The sequence below is a fragment of the Pontibacter brevis genome (genome assembly GCF_054779655.1).
Genome location: NZ_BAAGXV010000028.1, coordinates 28070 through 50274 on the forward strand (window position 1 = coordinate 28070; position 22205 = coordinate 50274).

Annotated in this window: 23 protein-coding genes; 17 read left to right on the forward strand and 6 right to left on the reverse strand. The window is 48.4% G+C overall.

Annotation, left to right across the window (positions count from 1 at the left end; all coding sequences use genetic code 11):
- The first annotated feature begins 48 nt into the window (after nt 1-48).
- From ACYVB1_RS08555 to ACYVB1_RS08595, 9 genes are all read left to right on the forward strand, one after another.
- Entirely contained in the window at nt 49-660 is a 612-nt protein-coding gene (locus tag ACYVB1_RS08555; RefSeq protein ID WP_460922828.1) for a fumarylacetoacetate hydrolase family protein, read from the forward strand.
- Nucleotides 620-2548: a M23 family metallopeptidase gene (locus tag ACYVB1_RS08560; RefSeq protein WP_460922831.1), complete on the forward strand. Its 1929-nt coding sequence runs from the start codon at nt 620-622 to the stop codon at nt 2546-2548. The genes ACYVB1_RS08555 and ACYVB1_RS08560 overlap by 41 nt, the downstream gene beginning before the upstream one ends.
- Before the next feature lie 7 nt (nt 2549-2555).
- The gene (gene bcp, locus ACYVB1_RS08565; protein WP_460922833.1) at nt 2556-3008 is read left to right on the forward strand and encodes a thioredoxin-dependent thiol peroxidase; all 453 of its coding nucleotides are present in this window, start codon (nt 2556-2558) and stop codon (nt 3006-3008) included.
- 207 nt (nt 3009-3215) lie between these two features.
- Entirely contained in the window at nt 3216-4073 is an 858-nt protein-coding gene (locus ACYVB1_RS08570; protein WP_460922836.1) for a transketolase, read from the forward strand.
- A gap of 75 nt (nt 4074-4148) precedes the next feature.
- A complete protein-coding gene (locus tag ACYVB1_RS08575; RefSeq protein WP_460922839.1) occupies nt 4149-5543 on the forward strand; it encodes a vWA domain-containing protein in 1395 nt (464 codons plus the stop codon).
- Entirely contained in the window at nt 5544-6503 is a 960-nt protein-coding gene (locus ACYVB1_RS08580) for a transketolase family protein (RefSeq protein ID WP_460922842.1), read from the forward strand.
- A gap of 133 nt (nt 6504-6636) precedes the next feature.
- The gene (locus ACYVB1_RS08585; RefSeq protein WP_460922845.1) at nt 6637-7176 is read left to right on the forward strand and encodes an RNA polymerase sigma factor; all 540 of its coding nucleotides are present in this window, start codon (nt 6637-6639) and stop codon (nt 7174-7176) included.
- A gap of 44 nt (nt 7177-7220) precedes the next feature.
- Nucleotides 7221-7652 carry a hypothetical protein gene (locus ACYVB1_RS08590; RefSeq protein ID WP_460922848.1) on the forward strand — a complete coding sequence of 144 codons (432 nt, stop codon included), beginning with the start codon at nt 7221-7223 and terminating at the stop codon, nt 7650-7652.
- 106 nt (nt 7653-7758) lie between these two features.
- Nucleotides 7759-8109 (forward strand): hypothetical protein, encoded by a 351-nt coding sequence (locus tag ACYVB1_RS08595; protein WP_460922851.1) that lies wholly within the window; start codon nt 7759-7761, stop codon nt 8107-8109.
- Between the two features lie 71 nt (nt 8110-8180).
- On the opposite strand, the gene ACYVB1_RS08600 is transcribed toward ACYVB1_RS08595, so the two are convergent.
- From ACYVB1_RS08600 to ACYVB1_RS08615, 4 genes are all read right to left on the reverse strand, one after another.
- Nucleotides 8181-9989 (reverse strand): DUF885 domain-containing protein, encoded by a 1809-nt coding sequence (locus ACYVB1_RS08600; protein WP_460922854.1) that lies wholly within the window; start codon nt 9987-9989, stop codon nt 8181-8183.
- A gap of 133 nt (nt 9990-10122) precedes the next feature.
- Nucleotides 10123-10842 (reverse strand): dipeptidase PepE, encoded by a 720-nt coding sequence (gene pepE / locus ACYVB1_RS08605; RefSeq protein ID WP_460922856.1) that lies wholly within the window; start codon nt 10840-10842, stop codon nt 10123-10125.
- Between the two features lie 215 nt (nt 10843-11057).
- Complete coding sequence (locus ACYVB1_RS08610; RefSeq protein WP_460922858.1) at nt 11058-11318, reverse strand: hypothetical protein; 261 nt, start codon at nt 11316-11318, stop codon at nt 11058-11060.
- An 89-nt stretch (nt 11319-11407) separates the two neighbouring features.
- Nucleotides 11408-11638, reverse strand: coding sequence for a hypothetical protein (locus tag ACYVB1_RS08615; RefSeq protein WP_460922860.1), 231 nt, complete (start codon nt 11636-11638; stop codon nt 11408-11410).
- A gap of 292 nt (nt 11639-11930) precedes the next feature.
- On the opposite strand from ACYVB1_RS08615, the gene ACYVB1_RS08620 reads away from it, so the two are divergent.
- Nucleotides 11931-13001 (forward strand): MBL fold metallo-hydrolase, encoded by a 1071-nt coding sequence (locus ACYVB1_RS08620; protein ID WP_460922862.1) that lies wholly within the window; start codon nt 11931-11933, stop codon nt 12999-13001.
- Nucleotides 13002-13062: 61 nt separating this feature from the next.
- Here ACYVB1_RS08620 and ACYVB1_RS08625 read toward each other — a convergent pair whose 3' ends face one another.
- Complete coding sequence (locus tag ACYVB1_RS08625) at nt 13063-13251, reverse strand: hypothetical protein (protein WP_460922864.1); 189 nt, start codon at nt 13249-13251, stop codon at nt 13063-13065.
- A 347-nt stretch (nt 13252-13598) separates the two neighbouring features.
- Here ACYVB1_RS08625 and ACYVB1_RS08630 point away from each other — a divergent pair, with 347 nt between their 5' ends.
- The 6 genes from ACYVB1_RS08630 to ACYVB1_RS08655 all read left to right on the forward strand — a co-directional run bounded on the left by ACYVB1_RS08630 (nt 13599) and on the right by ACYVB1_RS08655 (nt 20083).
- Complete coding sequence (locus ACYVB1_RS08630) at nt 13599-14327, forward strand: Dph6-related ATP pyrophosphatase (RefSeq protein WP_460922866.1); 729 nt, start codon at nt 13599-13601, stop codon at nt 14325-14327.
- A 131-nt stretch (nt 14328-14458) separates the two neighbouring features.
- Nucleotides 14459-14839, forward strand: coding sequence for an SDR family oxidoreductase (locus ACYVB1_RS08635; RefSeq protein WP_460922868.1), 381 nt, complete (start codon nt 14459-14461; stop codon nt 14837-14839).
- Between the two features lie 285 nt (nt 14840-15124).
- Complete coding sequence (locus ACYVB1_RS08640) at nt 15125-16159, forward strand: tetratricopeptide repeat protein (protein WP_460922870.1); 1035 nt, start codon at nt 15125-15127, stop codon at nt 16157-16159.
- A gap of 92 nt (nt 16160-16251) precedes the next feature.
- Nucleotides 16252-17442, forward strand: coding sequence for an aspartate aminotransferase family protein (locus ACYVB1_RS08645; protein WP_460922924.1), 1191 nt, complete (start codon nt 16252-16254; stop codon nt 17440-17442).
- A 208-nt stretch (nt 17443-17650) separates the two neighbouring features.
- On the forward strand, nt 17651-19408 hold the full coding sequence (locus ACYVB1_RS08650; RefSeq protein WP_460922872.1) for an SLC13 family permease: 1758 nt from the start codon (nt 17651-17653) through the stop codon (nt 19406-19408).
- A 51-nt stretch (nt 19409-19459) separates the two neighbouring features.
- A complete protein-coding gene (locus ACYVB1_RS08655) occupies nt 19460-20083 on the forward strand; it encodes a hypothetical protein (protein ID WP_460922874.1) in 624 nt (207 codons plus the stop codon).
- A gap of 163 nt (nt 20084-20246) precedes the next feature.
- Here ACYVB1_RS08655 and ACYVB1_RS08660 read toward each other — a convergent pair whose 3' ends face one another.
- On the reverse strand, nt 20247-20675 hold the full coding sequence (locus ACYVB1_RS08660; RefSeq protein ID WP_460922876.1) for a TerB family tellurite resistance protein: 429 nt from the start codon (nt 20673-20675) through the stop codon (nt 20247-20249).
- Between the two features lie 308 nt (nt 20676-20983).
- Here ACYVB1_RS08660 and pfkA point away from each other — a divergent pair, with 308 nt between their 5' ends.
- Nucleotides 20984-21955, forward strand: a complete 972-nt coding sequence (gene pfkA, locus ACYVB1_RS08665; RefSeq protein ID WP_460922878.1) for a 6-phosphofructokinase — start codon at nt 20984-20986, stop codon at nt 21953-21955.
- The last annotated feature ends 250 nt before the right edge of the window (nt 21956-22205 follow it).

Sequence of the window (22205 nt, forward strand, 5' to 3'; positions counted from 1 at the left end):
CGTTAGAAACCCTATTTTTGAAGAACAGAAAATTGACTTCACCTTAACATGAAAATAATAGCCATTGGCAGAAACTACGCAGAGCATATTGCGGAGTTAAATAACGAAGTGCCGGAGGAGCCTGTCATATTTTTCAAACCCGACACGGCCCTGCTCCGCAACAATGAACCATTCTATTACCCGGAATACACAAAAGATGTACACTATGAGGCAGAACTGATTCTGCGCATCAGCCGTGAGGGAAAAGACATCGACCAAAAGTTTGCTCCAAAATATTATGACTCCATTGGCCTTGGAATAGATTTCACGGCACGCGACTTGCAGTCGAAAGCGAAGGCAAAGGGTTTGCCCTGGGCTTTGGCGAAAGGTTTCAATGGCTCCGCTCCTGTGTCGGAATTTCTGCCACTAAGCCAGTTCCCCGACCTGCAGCACATTAACTTCAGGCTGGATGTAAACGGCGAAACAAAGCAGCAGGGAAATTCCAAAATGATGCTGCACACGTTCAACGACATCATCGCTTATGTATCGCGCTTTATCACATTAAAAACAGGAGACATCATTTTTACAGGCACACCGGCAGGTGTAGGACCAGTACAGATAGGAGACAGATTAGAAGGGTATGTTGAAGATAAAAAATTACTTGATTTCGAAGTTAAATAAGAAGCGGCTTTCGCTTGCACTGCTTTCCTTTATTACCACGTTTGGTGCAGCAGCTCAAACAGCACCACAGCCAGGATACTTTTTGTTCCCGATAAAGCCGGGAGAGCGCAATTACCTTTCCGGTACAATGGGTGAGATACGCTCTAACCACTTCCACGGGGGGCTCGACATTAAAACGGAGCAACGCATTGGCTTACCTGTGCACGCCGCTGCAGATGGTTATATCTCACGGGTCAAGCAGTCCACCTACGGGTATGGCAACATCATTTATGTGACACACCCAAACGGGTTGGTGACGACGTATGCACACCTTTCTGCCTACAGCGAGCCACTGGCCGGCTTTATGCTGCAGAAGCAGTACGAGAACAAAGCATTTGAACTTGAGCTTTTCCCGGAACCGAACCAGTTTCCGGTAAAGCGGGGCGATGTGATAGGCTTATCGGGCAATACGGGTGGCTCTGGTGGCCCGCACCTGCACTTCGAGATTCGTGACACAGAAGACCGCCTCTACAACCCGTTAAAGCAAAAGTTTCAGGAGGTGATAGACACCACGCCACCAGAGATTTACACCCTTGGCATCACGCCTTTGAACATTCACACCCGCATCAACAACGAGTTTGACCGTGTAGAGTACCGCACCACCAAAAAAGGCAACTCCTTTAGCATTGCCGATACGGTTTTTGCTAACGGATTGCTTGGGCTGGAACTGCAGACAATAGACCGGCTGGATGGGGCTGATAACAAGAACGGCACACAGGAGGTAACGCTGTTCGTAAACGGAAAGCAGATATACACCCACTATATTGACAAGGTGCCGTTTGAACTGTCGCGCCAGGTGTCGCAGCACATTAACTACAGTGTGTATAAGCGCCAGGGCCGCACGTTCCAGAAAGCTTTTATAGACTATGGCAACGACCTGCCGCTGTACAAAGCAAACGAGCGACAGGGCAGAATGAGCGTGCATCCGGACTCAACTTATCAGGTAAAACTGGTGGCACGTGACTCTTATGACAACACTTCCACCCTTAACTTTGTAGTAAAAGGGCAGCAGCCGACATTTACCAGGACATTCTCCAAGACAGTTAAAAAGCCGTCGCTGGATTATGAACTGATTGGAAATGTGCTTAAGGTTAGCGCCGGCGACACCAGCAGGACCCCACAGAATATTGAGTTGCTGAAAGGTGGAAAAACATTGCTGCTGGTTCCGAGCTATATGAAGGAAAATCACTCCATCGGCCTGTTTGATTTACGCGCAGGGCTACCGGACTCTATGCGCTTCTGCGGCGTTACGGTGCCGTTCCATTTCCAGAAGCTGATTCCACCCGGGCAGGATATTACCTTTTCAAACGGTTACCTGAAAGTGCAGTTTAACAAGCAGTCGTTGTACGACACACTTTACCTGCAGACCCGGCTTGACCGTGGTGTGTACACGGTTGGTGACTTTTTCACACCCCTGCACCAGGCCATGGTGGTCACCATAAAACCCGACATGTCAGATATCAAAGACAAGTCTAAGGCTGCCGTTTATTTCCTGGGCACCGGGCGTAGCAAAGGCTATGCGGGCGGCACCTGGAGCGAAAACAACACCGTTACTTTCACCACCAAAAACATGGGTAAGTTCAAGGTGCTGGAAGACACAAAGGCTCCTTATATCAGGCTGGTGAGCAAGAACCGAAATCAGATAAGTTTCAAAATCTCTGACGACCTCTCGGGACTGAACTCCTACAATGCCTACATAAACGGGCAATGGCTGCTGATGAAGTTTGAGCACAAAACTGCCACCATCTGGTCTGAAAAATTAGATAAAAACATACCTTTGTCAGGTGATTTTGAGTTGAGGGTGAAGGACAATGCCGGCAACGAAGCCACCTATACTACCACCATCTGATAAACATATGGAACTGAACATTGGAGACAAAGCCCCTGAATTTGAGGGCAAAGACCAGAACGGCAATACCGTAAAGCTAAGCGACTACCGCGGCAAAAAAGTAATCCTGTATTTTTACCCAAAAGATAATACCCCTGGCTGCACTGCGCAGGCCTGTAACCTGCGCGACAATTACAGTGACCTGCAGCAGGAAGGTTATGAAATAATTGGCGTGAGCACCGACAGTGAGAAATCACACCAGAGCTTTATCAGCAAGTTTGAGCTTCCCTTCACGCTGATAGCTGACACAGACAAACAAATTGTGGAGCAATACGGAGTGTGGCAGGAGAAATCAATGTACGGGCGCAAGTATATGGGCACGATGCGGTTTACCTTCTTAATCGACCAGGATGGTATTATCCGGGATATTATAAAGAAAGTAAAAACGAGCGACCACACCGGCCAGATTCTGTCAAAGTAGCCTGAATAAAAAGCAGCTGTCCCTTCTTGGCCAGCTGCTTTTTATTTAAACCATATGGTAGATTAGTGTCTTTAAAACACTTATTTTAGCGCTTTATCCTTTTGTTACGTAAACAGAAAGGTGATAATCGTTTTATTTCTTGTATCGCATTATTTATTTGTTTATACTTCCTGATTATTAAATTAATTAACTAATAATTTCTAAAAAGTGAATCCACACAACAAGAGCATTGAAGAGCTGAAAGAAGTTGCAGCACAAGTTCGACGCGACATCGTGCGCATGGTACACGCCGTTAATTCCGGCCACCCGGGTGGTTCCCTGGGCTGTACAGATTACTTTGTATCACTGTACTTCAAGGTGATGAACTATAGCACTGACTTCGACATGAATGGTGAAGGCGAAGACCTTTTCTTCCTTTCCAACGGCCATATCTCCCCTGTTTTTTACAGCACCCTGGCACGTGCAGGTTTCTTTGACCCAAAAGAGCTGGCTACTTTCCGCAAGCTGAACTCCAGGTTACAGGGCCACCCTGCCACTGAAGAAGGGTTGCCGGGTATCCGTGTGGCTTCTGGCTCGCTGGGCCAGGGCTTATCAGTTGCTGTTGGTGCTGCCCAGGCAAAAAAACTAAACAAGGATAACAGCCTGGTGTATGTATTGATGGGTGACGGTGAACTACAGGAAGGCCAGATATGGGAGGCAACAATGTATGCCGGTGGTAAAAAAGTGGACAACCTGATTGCCACCGTTGACAGAAATGGCCAGCAAATCGATGGCGCCACAAAAGATGTATTGCCACTTGGCGACCTTCGCGCTAAGTTCGAGGCTTTCGGCTGGGAAGTACTGGAAGCAAACGGAAACAGCTTTGAGTCGCTGCTGCCAACTTTAGACCAGGCGAAAGCCGCTACAGGCAAAGGTAAACCAATTATGATCCTGATGGATACAGAAATGGGCTATGGCGTAGACTTCATGATGGGCTCACACAAGTGGCATGGTGTGGCACCAAACGATGAGCAGCTGGAAATTGCCTTGCAGCAGTTAGCTGTTAACGAAGCGGCTGACTACTAATATATACGCAGCTGTTCAGGTCTTGCTGAGTGCGCTGTCTTTTTCAATACCGTTTAAGCTTTAGCACCCGCTTTCATGGCTCCTTGGCGTAAAATATTCGCAGCACTTACATTTCTGCTGATGTTTTCAGTAAGCACAGAGGTGTTAGGCCAGGAGAAGCAGGAGCAGCCAAAAACGCGGATACTGTTTTTGCTGGATGCTTCAGGAAGTATGCTGGCTAAGTGGGAAAACAGCGACCGGATGACGGTAGCCAAAAACCTGCTCGCCCAGCTTGTTGATTCCCTGGAGCGCTACGATAATCTGGAGCTGGCCCTGCGGGTATACGGGCACCAGTTTGGCCGTGAGCGCAACGATTGCAAAGACACCAGGCTGGAGGTTCCGTTTTCTGCCAACAGCACGGACGCTATCCAGAAAACGCTGAAAGAGATAATACCACGAGGCAACACGCCGATAACTTATTCCCTTCAGCAGTCGGCTGGGGATTTTCCGGATGATAAAGCCCGTAACGTCCTTATTCTGATTACGGATGGTCTGGAGTCCTGTGGCGGTGACCCATGTGCCATGTCGCTGGCCCTGCAGAAGAAGCGCATTTTTCTGCGACCTTTTGTGATAGGCATAGGCATAGAACCTCAGTACGAGAAACAGCTTAGCTGCATTGGCCAGTACTTTAATGCAGCCGACGTACAGACGTTCGAAAATGTGCTGACAGAGATTGTGACGCAGGCACTGAGCCAGACAACAGTAAGTGTTGAACTGCTGAATGAACAGGGGCAGGCAGTGGAGAGCAACGTGAATATGACGTTCCTCAACTCCCTGACCGGGCAGCCGGAATACAACTTTGTACACTACCAGAGCAGCGGCGGCGGCAAGGCAGACATGCTGAACATAGATGCACTGCTCCCTTATGACCTGGTGGTAAATACAATACCTGCTGTTGTGGAGCGCAACATCAACATCAGGCCGGGGAAGCACAACGTTATCAAGGTAAAGTCGCCGCAGGGCACACTTCACCTCCGACAGGATGGGCCCTCTCCTTACGGACAGCTGCCTGCTATTGTAAAGCCGCACGGTTCGGAGCAAACGCTCCACGTGCAGCAATTCGGGGAGAAGCACAAGTACCTGACCGGGACGTATGATCTGGAAATTCTGACCTTGCCCCGCATTTACATGAAAGGTGTGGAACTAAGGCAGGGACAGACAAATACGGTTACCATACCACCGCCAGGACAGTTGGCTATACCTTCACAGGTGCAAGGCTATGGCAGCATCTACCTGCTGGAAGAAAATGGCAATCAGCGCTGGCTTTACAATTTGCCGGAAGAAAACAGTAAAGTAACCCTGGCCTTACAGCCGGGAAATTATAGATTGGTTTACCGCATGAAAACCGCCCAGGCGAGTAAATTTACAGATGTGAAAGATTTTACCATCAGATCGGGCGCAACTACAACCGTAAAAATATTCAACAGATAGATGAAAGAATACAAGTACACTGAGAAAAAAGACACCCGCTCTGGCTTTGGAGCTGGTTTACTCGAGCTTGGCCGCACAAACCCTAATGTAGTGGCGCTTTGTGCCGACCTGGTAGGCTCGCTCAAAATGGGTGATTTTATCAAGGAGAACCCGGAGCGTTTCTTCCAGATAGGTATAGCCGAGGCGAACATGATGGGCATTGCCGCCGGTCTTACTATTGGCGGAAAAATTCCGTATACCGGAACCTTTGCCAACTTCTCTACAGGCCGTGTTTACGACCAGATCCGCCAGTCTATTGCCTACTCCGGCAAAAACGTGAAAATTTGCGCCTCCCATGCAGGCCTTACCCTGGGCGAAGACGGTGCCACGCACCAGATTCTGGAGGACATCGGCATGATGAAAATGCTGCCACACATGACGGTTATCAACCCTTGTGACTACAACCAGACAAAGGCAGCCACTATTGCCATTGCTGATTATGAAGGACCGGTGTACCTGCGCTTCGGCCGCCCGGTTATTCCTGTGTTCACAGACCCTAACCAGAAGTTTGAGATAGGCAAAGCCTGGATGGTGAACGAAGGAACCGATGTGAGTATCTTCGCTACAGGCCACATGGTGTGGAAAGCGATTTTAGCTGGTCATATCCTGGCTGAGAAAGGCATATCTGCCGAAATCATCAACATTCACACCATCAAACCGCTGGATGAAGAAGCTATCCTGAAATCAGTGGCTAAAACCAAATGCGTGGTGAGCGCCGAAGAGCACAACCGCCTCGGTGGCCTCGGCGACAGCATTGCCCAGCTACTGGTAAAAAACACACCGCTTCCGATGGAGTACGTAGCCGTGAACGACACCTTTGGTGAGTCCGGAACTCCTGAAGAACTGATGGAGAAATACGGTCTGTCAGAGAACGACATCGTAGAAGCTGCTCAGCGTGCTATCAGCAGAAAGCAGGGGTAAGCGAAAGCATTAAAAAACAATTTTCATAAAGAGGCTGTGCTGTTGTAGTACAGCCTCTTTATATTAGAGTATGTTTGAACACACCTGTTCTCACCTCATCCTGCACCTGCCTGCTGCTTCGTGATACTATAAAGTGGAAGACAAAGAGCTTTTAGAAAAATTCGCCCAACCTGAGAGCCGCAACATGGCTTTTAACCAGCTTGTCCGGAAGTACCAGCAGCAGGTATACTGGCATATCCGCAAGATGGTGATCGACCATGACGATACCGACGATCTTACCCAGGAAGTGTTTGTGAAGATATGGAAGAACCTGGAGAACTTCCGGCAAGACGCCCAACTCTACACCTGGATTTACCGCATTGCCACCAACGAGTGCCTCTCCTTCCTGTCCAGTAAAAAAAGAAAGTTCTTCCTGCCGATTAACAATGTCACTGCAGAGCTGATGGAGAAAATTGAATCCTCCCCTGATATTGCCGGGGACGAAGTACAGTTAAAACTGCAGAAAGCGATACTCACGCTGCCGGATAAACAGCGCCTGGTGTTTAACATGAAGTATTTTGATGATATGAAATACGAGGAGATGTCCGAGATATTGGGAACATCCGTAGGTGCCTTAAAAGCCTCGTATCATATTGCCGTTAAAAAGATTGAAGAATATCTGAAACAAAATTAAACCATAGCCCATGTTATCAATCTAACCAAAAGAAGACGAGGAACATGAAGAAGGATATGAAAATAAGTGACATCCCAAAGCGCAATGTGCACCAGGTACCGGACGGTTATTTCGACCGCCTGCCGATGCAGGTTATGGAACGCACCGCTGCCCGCGAGCAGGTAACTGCTGCTGGGTGGTTTGCTCCATTCTGGCAAGCGGCACGGTATGCGGTGGCTCCGCTCATCCTGCTGTTCCTTTTATTTGGTGTTTACTTTTTGAATGTGCAGCCAGAGCAACAATCAACTGTAAATGTTGCCTCTCTATCTGATGAAGAGATTATGGTTTACCTGGACACCTATGCACAGGTAGACGCCATCGACTTTGAGGAACATTCTATAGCAGATCAGGAACTTGCTGTAGAATTTTTAAATGTGAGCTCCACAACAGCTGAAGAAGAGCTGGAATACTATAAACTACACGACATAGACTACTAACTCCCCCATGAAGCGTTACACATTATTATTTTTTCTATTCTGCGCTTTAACTTTTTCCGGCACCGCAGCGAATGCGCAAGACAGCCGATCAGAACGAAGAGAAAACGTGGAGGCGGCAAAAATTGCCTTCCTTACCGATAAAATGGGGCTGACGACAGAGCAGTCTCAGAAATTCTGGCCTCTTTACAATGAGTATGAGGCAAAGCGCCGCCAACTCATGAAATCTTACCGCCATGGCTACCGGCATAATGTGGAAGCCCTGAGCGAGCAGGAAGCACAGGCCAGAATTGACAACATGTTTAGCACCCGAGAAAAGGAGCTGGAGCTGGAGAAAGAATATGCAGCAAAATACCAGCGGGTAATATCTACCAAACAACTGATAAAACTGTACCGGGGCGAGCGCGAATTTACAAAGATGCTGTTAAAGCGCCTGGATCATAAAAAGGAGAATCAATAAGTTAGCTGTTAATTAAAAAGAAGGGGCGACTGAATAGTCGCCCCTTCTTTTTCTGCACCAGGATAGCTTTTTCAGTTGCTTTTCTGTGCTTCAATCCATTCCTCCATTTTCTTCTCCAGCACAGCAAGCGGCATCACCCCGCCTCTCAGTATCTCATCATGAAAGGCGCTGATGCTGAACTTGTCACCCAGTTCCCGCTCTGTCCGCTGGCGCAGTTCCTTTATTTTCAGTTCGCCAATCTTATAACTCAGGGCCTGACCCGGTATAGCCATGTAGCGTTCTATCTCGGCTACGGCTGCTTCGCGGCTTGTCAGTTCGTTGTCCAGTGAGTACTGGATGGCCTGCTCGCGCGTCCACCCTTTGGCGTGCATGCCCACATCTACCACTAAGCGGATAGCCCGGTGCATTTCATCGCTCAGGCGGCCAAAGTACTGGTAAGGGTCTGTGTACAAACCAAGCTCCTTGCCCAAGCTTTCAGAGTAAAGCGCCCAGCCTTCGCCAAAGGCACCGTACCAGGCATACTGCCTAAATCGGGGAAGCCCCTCCTGCTCCTGCTGTATCGAAATCTGATAATGATGCCCCGGAATAGCCTCGTGCAGGAACAAAGATTCCATCCCCACTACATTGTAGGTGCTTGCATCTAGAATAGGCACATAAAAGATGCCTGGGCGGGACCCGTCCGGTGCAGGTGGATTATACTCGGCACTTGCCGATGCTGCCCTGAAAGCCTCTGTCTGCCGTACCTCAAACTTTGACTCCGGTGTGATGCCGAATAGCCTGTCCAGCTGCGGCTGCATGCGCTGCTCTATCTGGCGGTAAGCCCCCAGTACTTCCTCCGGAGTTTTAAATGGCGTGAATTTAGGGTTATCGTTTACGTACTGGAAAAACTCGTTCAGGCTACCTTTGAATCCTACCTGCTCTTTCACTTTTTCCATTTCACTGCGGATGCGTGCCACTTCCTGCTGTCCTGTCTCAAAAATCTGGTCAGGTGTCATGTCCGTAGTTGTCCAGTACCGTACCAGGTACTTATAGTAGTCATCGCCTCCTTTTATGCCGCTGATACCGGTAGAGCTGCGGCTTTGGGACAGGTACTCCTGCTCCATAAAATCATACAGCCTTTTGTAGGTGGGAATCACCTCTTCCTGAATAGCCCTGGTATAAGCCTGGCGAATGCTTTTTTTCTGTGCGGGGGTAAAGGTATCCGGCAGCTTCTCTACCGGCGCCCAAAAGATAGTCTTTGTCGGGTCGTCTACTACCATGGCCTGCAGCTGCGGCAATACCTTTTGTGTAAGTGCTCGTGGCAGCACAACTCCCGCCCGCATTCCCCTGCGCATGTTGGCAATAGCCGTGTCTCCCCAAACCGTGAAGCCCCTGATACGCCCCAGAAAATCCTCGTAATCTTCCGGTGTATTAAAAGGCTGGTTGCCGGAGCCGGAACCAAGCTGCGCCATGGTAATCGGAAGTCCCCAGAACTGATTCACCGGTAACAGGTCAGCAGGTTGTTCCAGCCCTTCGAGCGAGATTTGCATCTCATACTTAAAGATGTCATAGCTTACCTGCTCCTGTGCACTTAGCTTACTGCGGTCTATCTGGTTTATTCTGTCAAGGTAGCTTTGGTACAGCTGGCGCACCTGTGCTTCATGCTCCTGGCTCAGGTCGTTAGGAAGCTGGTCGTTATAGCGGTTGTCGGCAATGGCAGTGGCCTCCAAGGGAAATAGCTTCAGCCTTGCTTCAAAGTAGTTTTCAAACAATTGGCTCAGGTTCTGGTCGGCCTGAACAGCTTCCGTGTTCTGCTCCTGCTCTGTGGTACGGGTACATCCCGCAGTGCCTAATGTAGCCAGGGCCAATGCCGCACATAAGGTGAGTTGGTGTTTATTCATAGGTTAGTTGTGAGTTCAAACTTGAAGATAAAGTATCTCACTGAATTTATGCGTAGGAATGAAAGGCTACCTACTCTATACTTCTGCTTTTAATTTAGAGGCAGAGGCCAGATGCAGCATTCATCACGAAACACTAATACGCTTCCAGCAGGAACTGGATGTCATCACCGGGCGCAAACTCCATTGGCTTCTCGCCCTGCAAAAATATGCGTGCAGAAAGCGGTCCTTTCAAGGCAATTTTATCGCCGTTAATACGCAACATGCTTCCTTCACGCAACCCAACAACAGGCTGGCGGTTGTGGTAGTGGAATTCAGCGATGCGCGTTTCGCGGGTCTCGCCCATATGCTGCGAGCCCTCTACGGGGTCCTGGTAGTGGGGATTGATATTGAAAGGCACCAGTTGCAGCGCATCAAAAGTTTTGACATGCACAATCGGCATATCGTTGGTAGTGCCGATAGACTGACCTGCCACGTTGGTGCCAGCACTTGTACCCATGTAGGGCATTCCTTTCTGTACGCGCTCCTGCAAAGGCTTCACCAGCTTATTTGCATAGAGGTTTCGCAGCAGCACAAATGTATTGCCGCCACCAATGAAAACTGCCTCAGCCTCACTCACCGCCTTTGCGGCATCCTCGTATTCGTGCACACCAGTTACACGGATACCCCATTTCTCAAAAGCCTCACGTGCCTTGGCGGTGTATTCTTTATGTGATATGCCGCCCGGACGGGCGTATGGTATGAATAGTAAACTTGATTTGCCTTCTAAAAGGGCTTTCACTTCCTCTTCGGCATGCTCCAGGTAGCCGGTACCGAATGTGGTAGAGGTGCTTATTAAAAGTAGATTTCTGCTCATGTTCAAAAGTATTCATTTTGCATGAGTGGAGGAGCGAATCAGGGCATGAATTTTACATAACAGCCTTATTCATTCAGGCATCTTCACAACGGCAGGCAATACAACCATGTTGAAATTCCCCTAATTGGCTGCTATCGAGCAATACTGCCAACTATTTTCTGTATAATTTCAGCAAGAGCGGTTTGTTCTTGTTCTGCTCCAGCTTTCAACTCATGCTATTCTTTCCGGATGAGGGAGAGCTTTAGCTTGATTGTTTCCAGGTAAGGTTCAAGATGGGTATAGCTGGTAAGTGCCCGAACAAGACCAATGCTCTTGAGGTCATATAGAAACCAAATCTCCACATAAAAATCATACAGCCAGTAAAGGTCAATTTTGCACCAGCCCTGTATGCGGTGGTGCAGGTAGTGGCCTTGTTCCAGCGCAAGTTCCGCCTGCAGGTGTGGCGGGAGTCCGTTAAATTCTTCTGCACTTATCATTCCTAATCCAACTCTTTTCCTACAGAATATATTAAAAAAGGCTGCGCGTGGCAGCCTTATAAGTTAAACGATAAATTTCTGATTTTGGTCTAGTTCAGGTGAAGGGTATACAACTCAAAGCGACCGGAGGCAAAGCTCCAGTGCGATGGCGACGGGTGAATCTCAACGCCATCCTCATCCATGATTGTAACAGCAAACCCTTCGCCTTGATTCAGAGGCTCCGTGAAATGCTTCACAGGATACACCTTTCCTTCCTCAATCCACTCTTCCGGCTCAAAGGCAGGCATGGATGCATCTATGCATTTTGCATAGACGGCCATATAGCTTGGGGGTACAAATAAATTAACCATAATAGAATAACTTTCTAGTAAGATAAAAAATTCCTGATAAACAGAAAACCAGGGCAGGTAAAATTTGTCAGGCCATTATATGTATTACTGACAAAAGGCATGCCTTATTTAAATTAAAACAAAAATTGGCAGTTATGCTACTTTTTAATTTGAAAAAGCATGCTGCATGGCAGGAAAATTCTAATTGTGACAGCTTATTTCAACTATACCTCGTACCTTAAAGCCAAAGCTAATCTCGATCTTAAAAACAGCAACATCGCGTATGGAGGCATCTAAGAGCAGAACTTTTTCAGGAAACAGGCAGACCTTTTCCGTAGCGCCCCAGGTGTGGGGCCTCAAAACTATTTTCGTTAATTTATTCTTTATCGCGGAGCCGGATGGCTCCTGGGTGTTGGTAGACGCCGGAGTGCCAGGTACTACCGATAAAATAAGAAGAGCTGCAGAAGAATTGTTTGGCGAGAATGCCCGCCCGAAGGCCATCCTGCTCACGCACGGTCATTTTGACCACATTGGAGGTGTGAAGGACTTGGCGGAGCAATGGGATGTGCCGGTGTATGCCCACCCGCTGGAGCTACCTTACCTGACAGGGCAGTCCAGCTATCCGCCACCAGACTCCAGCGTGGGCGGAGGCGGAATGGCGTATATGGCATTTGCCTATCCTAAAAAGCCCATCAACATCAGAAACCATGTAGAGTTGCTGCCGACAGATAACTCCGTGCCCGGCTTAACCGGCTGGAAGTGGATTCATACACCGGGTCATACACCGGGTCATGTGTCCTTGTTCCGGGAAGAGGACAGGGTGTTAGTAGTGGGGGATGCTTTTACAACCCGCCATGCAGAATCAGCCATCGCTGTAATGACAGAGAAGCGGGAAGTGCATGGGCCTCCGGCTTATTTCACGCCTGACTGGGCCGCAGCCCATCGTTCTGTGGATGCACTGGCGGACCTTCAACCTGAAATTGCGGCATCCGGACATGGTATGCCTATGAGAGGCGAGGAATTACGTAATGGACTAGACAACCTGGTGAAGAACTTCTGGGTAATAGCGGTACCAACAAAGGGGCGTTATGTCCATGAGCCTGCAGTAGCCGATGAGCGAGGCGTGATATCAGTGCCACCACCGGTAGGCACTTCCATGCCAAAAATGCTGGCTATAGCAGGCGCACTGACATTGGCAGGATTTGCCTTTTCTGCCCTTAACCGGCGCAACAAGTCAGGTCATAAGATTAACCCGGACAAGCCCCTGCCACACAACCGTGTTGCATCAGGCTTACCTCCCACCGTAGACCCGGATTTTGATGATCCGACGGTTCACACCAATAATTATCCATGATAACAGAACGGCCAGAAGTATGTGCTTCTGGCCGTTCTGTTGTTATAGCTTCTGGTGCGTATTACTTGTCCTTATGATTCGCTCTTCCCGAGCCGCTCTTTTTACCGCCACCGTCTTGCTTGTTCACGGTGGCCCAGGCTCTCTTTTCGGCTTCTTCATGAGATACGCCTCTCTCCTCGTAGCTATCTTCTATATGTTGCGCTTTACGCTTTTGCTTGTCTGTGTAAGCGGATTTATCTCCCTGTGACATCTTGTCCTCCTTTTATTTGGTGATACATTCTAATTCCGGAACATCAGGTTCCCAGTTATTTTACGGCAACAGCATGAGATAAGATAAAACAGGCTAAATTCGTTTAAAGGAAATAAGATGCACCTATTGCCATTATCCATCAAAGGACGCGCATCCATCCGCTTAACACCTTACTTCATATAACTTAAACCCGCTCCTTTTAAGCTCCTACTCTATCTATAGCCATTGTCCGGTAACAGGCGTCGGTACATTTAGCTCCGGAAGAGCTTACGACCATCCTCCCGTTAAAATATTTGTTACCTTCGCCGCAGTAGCGTACACTAACAAGAAGCAAATATTATATTATTTTGAAACCAAGCATATTTAATTGGAGTGGCGGAAAAGATTCGTCGTTGTGCCTGCACTACGTACTGCAGAACAGGACGTACAAAGTTGAAAAGTTGCTCACCACCTTAAGTGGCCCTACACAAAGGGTGAGCATGCATGGTGTGCGGCAGGAACTGTTGCAACTGCAGGCGCAAAGCATCGGCTTGCCCCTGCAGCAGGTTTTCCTGCCAGAGCACGCCAGCATGAGTACCTACAACGAGATAATGGAGCGCAGCATGCATGATCAACAGCTGCTAGGCATTACCCATGCCATCTTCGGAGACATCAACTTAGAAGATTTGCGGTCCTATAGAGAAAAGCAACTGGAAAAGGTAAACCTGCAGGCTGTATTCCCGCTATGGAACAGGCCAACAGACGAATTGGTGCAGGAGTTTCTGGCTCTGGGTTTTAAAGCGGTGGTGGTTTGCGTAAACGAGCGCTTACTTGATTCTTCCTTTGCAGGAAGAATACTGGATGAAAGGTTTCTGCAGGATTTACCTGACAATGTTGACCCTGCCGGTGAGAACGGTGAGTTTCACACATTCGTTTTCGATGGCCCTATTTTCGAAGCTCCAATACCCTACAGGCTGGGTGAGAACGTTCGCAAAACATACTCCCCTGCTGCAGACCCTGACGACAGCTGTTTTAAAAAAGAAGATAAGCCAGTGTTTGACAACGCCTTCTGGTTCCGGGATCTGTTGCCAGCTTAAATAACCTCAGTCCGCTTTTACTTCTTGACTTAGTACACCTCTTGATCTTCAGTCGCTCCTGCTCCATTGTACCTTATCCTTGTCCTGTTGTGTAAAGGAAACGCATTCTGTTATAAATCAAACTGCACAGAATGAAACAGGTAAGGTACGATTTCAGGGATAAAGTGGTGTTGGTAACCGGTGGCACTTCCGGAATAGGCTTAGCGACAGCACCGCTTTTTGCAGAGGCAGATGCAAAAGTTATCCTAACGGGCAGAGATGCCGCCAATGGGGAAGCTGCTGTTTCTTCTTTAGGCGCTTTTACCTCAAAGCCTTATTTTATTCAAACAGGCAACAGCAATCCTGAAGCCATTTACAGCCTTTTTAATATAAACAGGGCCGGGTTTGGCAAACGCATTGCGAACCCATCTGAGGCAGCCGCTGCCATTGCCTGGCTTTGTTCTGACAGTGCCAGCTATGTAACCGGCCACACCATGGTTGTGGATGGTGGCATGAGTGCAATCGTACGCTAATACAGCACAAACAGACATCTCTTCCTTCACTAGCTCTTCCTTCTTCAGGCACAGGATCGGCAGGCCTTTCTAACCTGATAACATACATATTCCTCTGTTTATATCGAGGAAGAGACAATCTTTTAGCAGTCTTATCTACAAAGATTCATACCCAGTTCAACCAACATAATTATTTTTTAAAATAATTTAATTATATCTCGTGTAAAACAATATAAGAATTACTATATTTAACTCAATTTGATCCCTATCTAACCTCGTTCACTTATATTTTAACTGATTACCTTTATGAAAAAGCTATTATGTGCCCTCCTACTCCTGTTGGCTGTAGCAGGCACAAGTCATGCACAAGCCCCAACCGAGGTCGAAGATCTCACTGAAAAAGGTATTCGCCTTTATGACGAAGGCAAGTACAAAGCAGCCATAGAACAGTACAAGCAGGCACTGAAGCTGGACCCGAAAAGCCCCGAAGCTAACTACGAGCTGGCACTTGCCTATTTTGCCCTGAAAGACATGCCACTGGCCATCCATTACAGTGATATTGTTATAAAGCTGAGAATAGCAGAACCGGAGCTGAGAGCAGAGGCCCACGTGAATAAAGGCAATGCTTTAGATGTGGAGGGTAAACAGGAAAAAGCCATCAAAGAGTATTACAAGGCAATTAAGCTGGCTCCCAACCATTACCTGGCTTACTATAACTTAGGCCTGACCCACTACAACCAGAAGCAATATAATGAAGCAGAGCAAATGCTTACCAAAGCCCTTCAGTTAAGACCAAACCACAGCAGCAGCCACCTGCTATTAAGTTATACCAAGCAAGCGCAGAAACAACGGGTACAAAGCATCCTTCCGCTCTACAACTTCCTGCTGCTGGAGCCGAACACCGAGAGAACCGCCGCCGCTTACGAACTTCTGCAGCAAATGCAGCGCGAAGGTGTTTCAAAGGGTACCGGTAATTCAGTTAGCCTTACAGTCAGTGCAGATAAACGGAACGACAACACTTTTGCAGCGGCAGAGCTGATGCTCTCGATGCTGCAGGCTTCCAACACAGTAGATGCTCAGCATGACAAAACACCTGAGCAACTGTTTTACGAAAACACAGAGGCATTCTTCAACACCCTGGGGGAGCTAAGAAAGGAAAAGGAGGATTTCTGGTGGAGCTACTACGTGGAGTTTTTCCATGAAATGGCACTGGACAAAAACGTAGAGGCATTCAGCCACTACATCAGTCAAAGCAAGAGCAAAGCATCCGAAAACTGGCTGCAGCAAAACCCTGAGAAAGTGGAACAGCTGACAGGCTGGTACCAGAACTACAAAAGGTAAACGTAAAACGGGTTTACCGGGTAAGGCCGAAAAAGACAGAAGCAAAACAGGTTACTGTCTCTTTCGGCCTTTATTGTTACCTTTGCAGTATGATTTCACAGAGGCAATTGTTTCTACAGCACGTAGCTCAGACATCAGACTTCCCGCTGATGATTGAGATAGAAAAGGCAGAGGGGGTATACATGTATGGCCAGGAAGGCCAGCAATTTCTCGACCTGATTTCTGGTATCGGCGTCAGCAATGTGGGGCACCGCCACCCGCGTGTGCTGCAGGCCATACACGACCAACTGGATAAGTACATGCACCTGATGGTGTACGGCGAGTTTGTGCAGGCACCACAGGCACAGCTGGCACACGCCCTCAGCAACACCCTGCCCGATCGGCTTAACAACACCTATTTCCTGAATTCCGGAACAGAGGCAGTAGAGGGTGCCCTTAAACTAGCCAAGCGCTACACGGGCCGCACCGAGCTGATTTCCTGCAACAACGCCTACCATGGTTCTACGCAGGGGGCGCTCTCTATGAACGGCAGCGAGAGCTTCAAGAACGCCTTCAGGCCGCTGCTACCGGACGTGCGCCAGATTCGTTATAATGCCATAGAAGATCTGGAGCATATCACAGAACGCACGGCCGCTGTGCTTATCGAAACAGTACAGGGCGAAGCCGGTGTGCGCGTGCCGGAAAACAATTACCTGCAGCACCTGCGCGAGCGCTGCAACCAAACCCGCACCTTACTGATTCTCGACGAAATACAGTGTGGCTTTGGCCGCACCGGCTCCTTCTGGGGTTTTGAGCAGTTCGGCATTGAGCCAGACATACTTGTATGTGCCAAGGGCATGGGGGGCGGCATGCCAATAGGCGCATTCATAGCTCCACAGGAAATTATGGCCGCTTTTAAAACCGACCCCATCCTGGGCCACTGCACTACTTTTGGCGGGCACCCGGTTAGCTGCGCAGCATCACTGGCTACCCTTCAGGTAATACAGGAAGAAAAGCTGACAGCAGACGTACAGCAGAAAGCTGCGCTGTTCAGGCAATTGCTGGTGCACCCCCGCATCAGGGAAATCCGTAACTGTGGCTTGCTGATGGCGGCAGAGTTCGAGTCATTTGAGGTACTGAAGGCAGTTATCGACCGGGCTATCCTGAATGGTGTGCTTACAGACTGGTTCCTCTTCTGCGACAACTCCATGCGCATAGCGCCTCCTCTCGTTATCACTGAAGCGCAGATACGGGAAGCATGCGAAATTATTCTGCGCTCTATCGATGAAGCAGTGGGGAACTAATGAATTGAACAAACTCGACCAGTTTAAGCACCATTGTTGACCGGGTTATAAGCTCTTCAAACTATCGCTTTTTCCTGCCATACAGTCCGCTGACAGTTCTATAACTGCCAGTCGTCAAATTTTCAGGTTAAAATACCACCCCCGGGGGCACTTGCACGTAAAAGCCGAAGCTACACCTTAAGCCAAAGGTCTGCTCAATCAGGATTTTATGGAAATTGCCCTTGTGCTAACACTGCTGGTGATTGCAGTAGTGCTATTTGCTACTGAGAAACTCTCCATTGAGCTCGTGACACTCATCATGCTCATTATTTTGGCGAGTGCCCGCATCGTTACGCCCGAAGAGGCTTTTGCTGGCTTCAGCAGCGACTTTATCATTATTATCGCTTCCATCTTTATCCTCAGCGCCGCCTTGCAGGAGACCGGCATCCTTGACTTTGCAGTAATAAGATTAGTACGCCTTGCACACAAGAGCACAAACCAGATGTTGCTCATTGTAATGGTAGTGACGGGTATTGTATCTGCCTTCATGAACAACACCACCGTTACAGCCATGTTTGTAACACCTCTTGTAGGCCTCTCGCGGCGCATTAACATAAGTGCATCCAAGCTGCTGATGCCTCTTGCTTTTGCGGCTATACTTGGCGGCACCTGTACCCTCATCGGCACCTCCACTAATGTGGCCGTAAGCGGCTACATCGCTAAAACCGGTCTTCCGCCCATCGGGCTGTTTGAGATTTCAGGCATTGGCTTTGCCATTTTCCTGGTGGGCATGGTCTATATGATGACCATCGGGCAACGCATGCTGCCTGATCGTGGTGAACTGGAGCTGACCGAAGAATACAAACTTCAGAAGTACCTGTCAGAGATAGTAGTGCTGCCTGATTCTCCCTTGATTGGCCAGTTGGTGTTCGCCTCCGACCTCACCTCTCTGAACTTCCGGATTCTGAACATCATCCGCAAAGAAGACAACTTTCTGCCTGACTTCCGCACGCGCATACAGGAGCACGATGTGCTACTCGTGGAGGGAGACCTTGATAACCTGATAAAGGTGAAGGAAACAAAAGGCATTCAGATTATGGCGGATGTAATTCTGGCAGATGACCTTCAGACAGATGCCATCCGGCTGGCGGAGTTGCTGGTGGTGCGGCAGTCTAACCTTATCGGGAAAACTGTTAAAGAGGCTAACTTTCTGCAGCGCTATGGCTTGGTGGTAATTGCTATCTCGCGGCACGGAGAGTCTTTGCGCAGCAAAATAGGTAGTATTGAGCTGCAGCTAGGCGACCTGCTGCTGGTTCAGGGCTCCTCCGAAAGACTAAAGCAGTTACGCACTTCAAACAATGTAGCCCTGCTGGGGGAGTTTGACCCTGTGTTGTTCCGGAAACGGAAAGGTATTATTGCCATTTCCTGCTTTGTGGTTGCTATCCTGCTGGGTACGCTCAAAATCCTCCCGCTCTCCATTGCCTTTCTGCTGGCCGCGATCTGCAGTATCCTCTTTCGCTGCATCAGCACAGACAAAGCCTATGCTGCCATCGATTTCCGGCTGCTGATTCTGATTGGTGGTATGACGGCCTTTGGTACTGCCATGGAAAACTCCGGTGCGGCCGACTTCCTGGCAGAAGGCATTGTCCATATACTGGGGCCGCTCGGCAAAATGGCTGTGCTGGCTGGATTCGTTATCCTGACCGTGCTGCTAACCCAACCTATGTCTAATGCCGCCGCCGCCCTTGTCGTGGTGCCTGTCGCACTGCGGGCAGCCACAGAGATGCAGTCAGACCCACGGGCTTTTGCCATTGCCATTATGCTGGCTGCCTCTGTATCGTTGGTTACGCCCTTTGAGCCCGCCTGTATCTTAGTCTACAGCCCCGGTAAATACAGGTTCTGGGACTTCATCCGGATTGGGTCTCCGCTCACGCTGCTGCTGGTGGTTGTCATCCTTTTGCTTATCCCCGTTTTCTGGCCAATGTAACAGCACGGTGCCTGGAGCAGTAAGCATATTTATATGTGATGAACTCAATTTATGAAAAAGACGCTGTACTTATTGGCTTTAACACTCACTGCATTTGCCTGTACACCTGAAAATGAGGAAGTGAAGGATGAGTATGTGGAGGTAGCCCCTGTTCCGGAGGCGCTGGACTCTATAACCAACACAAAAAAAGACGCTGTTAAAACAGATGAAAACGATACGAGCCCTACTATGCCTATGCCTCAGCCTGTCATGCAGCTGCTGAGTGAACGGTATGAAGGCTGGGAGCAACCAACCCTGGCGGAAGAAGCCAGGGCACGAGCCGGGGATAATACCCAGGGTCCAATGATTGTGCGTGGCGATTTTAACGGCGACAATTTCCAGGATTTAGCTCTGCAGCTGAAGCAAGGTAGTGATATTGTAATTGTGGCGGCCCTGCAGGTGGATGAAGAAAACTATAAACTTTACGAACTGAAGCGGGATATCCTTTTCAACGAACGTGGAAAACTTAAAAGCCTTTATTACCTGTACCATATAGACGAAGGCGAAGAACTGCATAACGATGTTACAAACGAAGACATAGAGGCTCCTCACGAAGCGGTAGCGGTGGGCTTGGAGGGTGACAAGATCGTTTATCTCTTCCAGAACGGTGAGTTTGAGGAATACATTATCGAGTAAGACCCTGTAGCTTCAGCAAGGCCAGGATGTTCTGGAGCTACACTACATAAAACAGCAAGGCCAGGCTCCAAGGAGCCTGGCCTTGCTGTTTTATGCCGGAAGTACCTGTTCAGCAGTGCAAAAATATTTGCACCTTCACCTGCAGGTACTTTTATATGCTTGTTTAGTAGTTGAGGAAAGACTGAGCCTCCCGCTTAATATTGTCACGCCCCAGGCCGTCTTTGACCCCCATCGAGATCTTACGAACCAGCACCCCCACTATGGTTTTTTTGAAGCCTAACCGTGAAGCCATGTTGATGCAGAAGTCCATTTCACTTTCGTCCACGATTCCGTCTGCCAGCATCATCTCTACCAGGTCGTAAATCTGGTCAAACCTTTCTGAGTCATTTTCAGGAAGTTGAGCTTCCACACTGGCAGCATTGGATACAAGGTGACGCACCTCTTCCGGTTTCATGCCGTGTTTTTTCCCGATCGAAACAATGAAGTTCATTTCGGTCGGGTCCAGGTGCCCATCTATCTTAGCCAATGCACTCAGGTTTGTGATATGGCTCTTTACTCTCTTTGTTTCTTCGCTCTCAAAAAAACCGAACATATGCTGCCTTTAAATTAATAATTATTTAATTGCTTTGATATTGTGCTAAAACTTTACTTTCTGCTAAATTTGCAGTCTTACGCGCACTGTGTAAGGATGTTCATGCAAAAAAGCACCTCAGGATTCAGAACTATGGTGTTTCGATAGTGCATACGATTTTCTATATTTTTAGTCGTGCTTTTATCCCTTTTTTTCAACAGGAAAAAGCAGCAGACGCCACGAAAATTGCCAGCCCTCACTTAGCGTAATTTAGACAATACACGCTTGATAATCAAGAATAAAACTTAAACTTAACAGATCAATTTTCCATGAAAAAAATTGGCGTATTTACTTCCGGCGGTGACGCTCCTGGCATGAATGCCTGTATAAGAGCAATCGTTAGAACTGCTGTATATCATGGTATAGAAGTATACGGAATTCGTCGCGGATATAATGGCATGATCAAGGGTGAGATTTCTAAGTTAGAATCTTACTCTGTAAGCAATATTATTCAAAAAGGAGGCACCATCCTGCGGTCTGCCCGCAGTAAAGAATTTATGACCAAAGAAGGTCGTAAAAGAGCCTATGATCAGCTACAGGAGTTGGGCATAGAAGGCCTGGTAGCCATCGGCGGAGACGGTACTTTTACCGGGGCTAACATCTTTTTTGAGGAATACGGCATTCCGACAATAGGAGCACCCGGCACCATCGACAACGACCTGTACGGAACGGACTATACTATTGGCTACGACACAGCTGTAAACACAGCCTTAGATGCCATTGACAAGATCCGGGACACAGCCGACAGCCACGACCGCGTGTTCTTTATAGAAGTGATGGGTCGTGACTCAGGCTACATTGCCATACCGTGTGCCATAGGTGGTGGTGCCGAGATTGTAATGATACCGGAGACTGACACCAGCATAGACTATGTAGTAGACACTTTGCGTACTGGCTGGAGCCGCTCTAAAACATCTTTCATTGTTATCATTGCAGAGGGAGATGCAGAGGGCAGCGCCAGTGAGGTAGCCGAAAAGGTACAGCAGGCACTGCCGCACATGGATGCCCGTGTAACCATACTCGGCCACGTGCAGCGTGGCGGCTCCCCTACCGCTGCCGACCGTATGCTGGCCAGCCAGTTGGGTATTGCCTGTGTGGAAGGGCTAATAGCCGGCCGCACCAACGAAATGGCAGGTATAATTGACGGCAAGCTTACCTACACCCCGTTCATTGATACCATCACCAAAGACAAGCCTATTAACCCGGAGTTTATCAACATGGTAAACATCCTTTCTGTATAGCTTTTCCCTAAGCTTCCCTGAATTTATATTTTATACTTCTGTGGCCTGTGTGCCCAGGAGTATAAAATAACTTCCCTCCTATTTCTCAATACGTCTGAATGATATAAATCCTTGTTAATTAAGGATTTATTTTTAAATATTTTAATCTATCTATCCATATTGATATAATTCCGTAAAAGCAGAACACAAACCAACATTGCACTACTATCGCTTCTGCTAAACATATCGGACGTATCATTCTGAAAGTCAT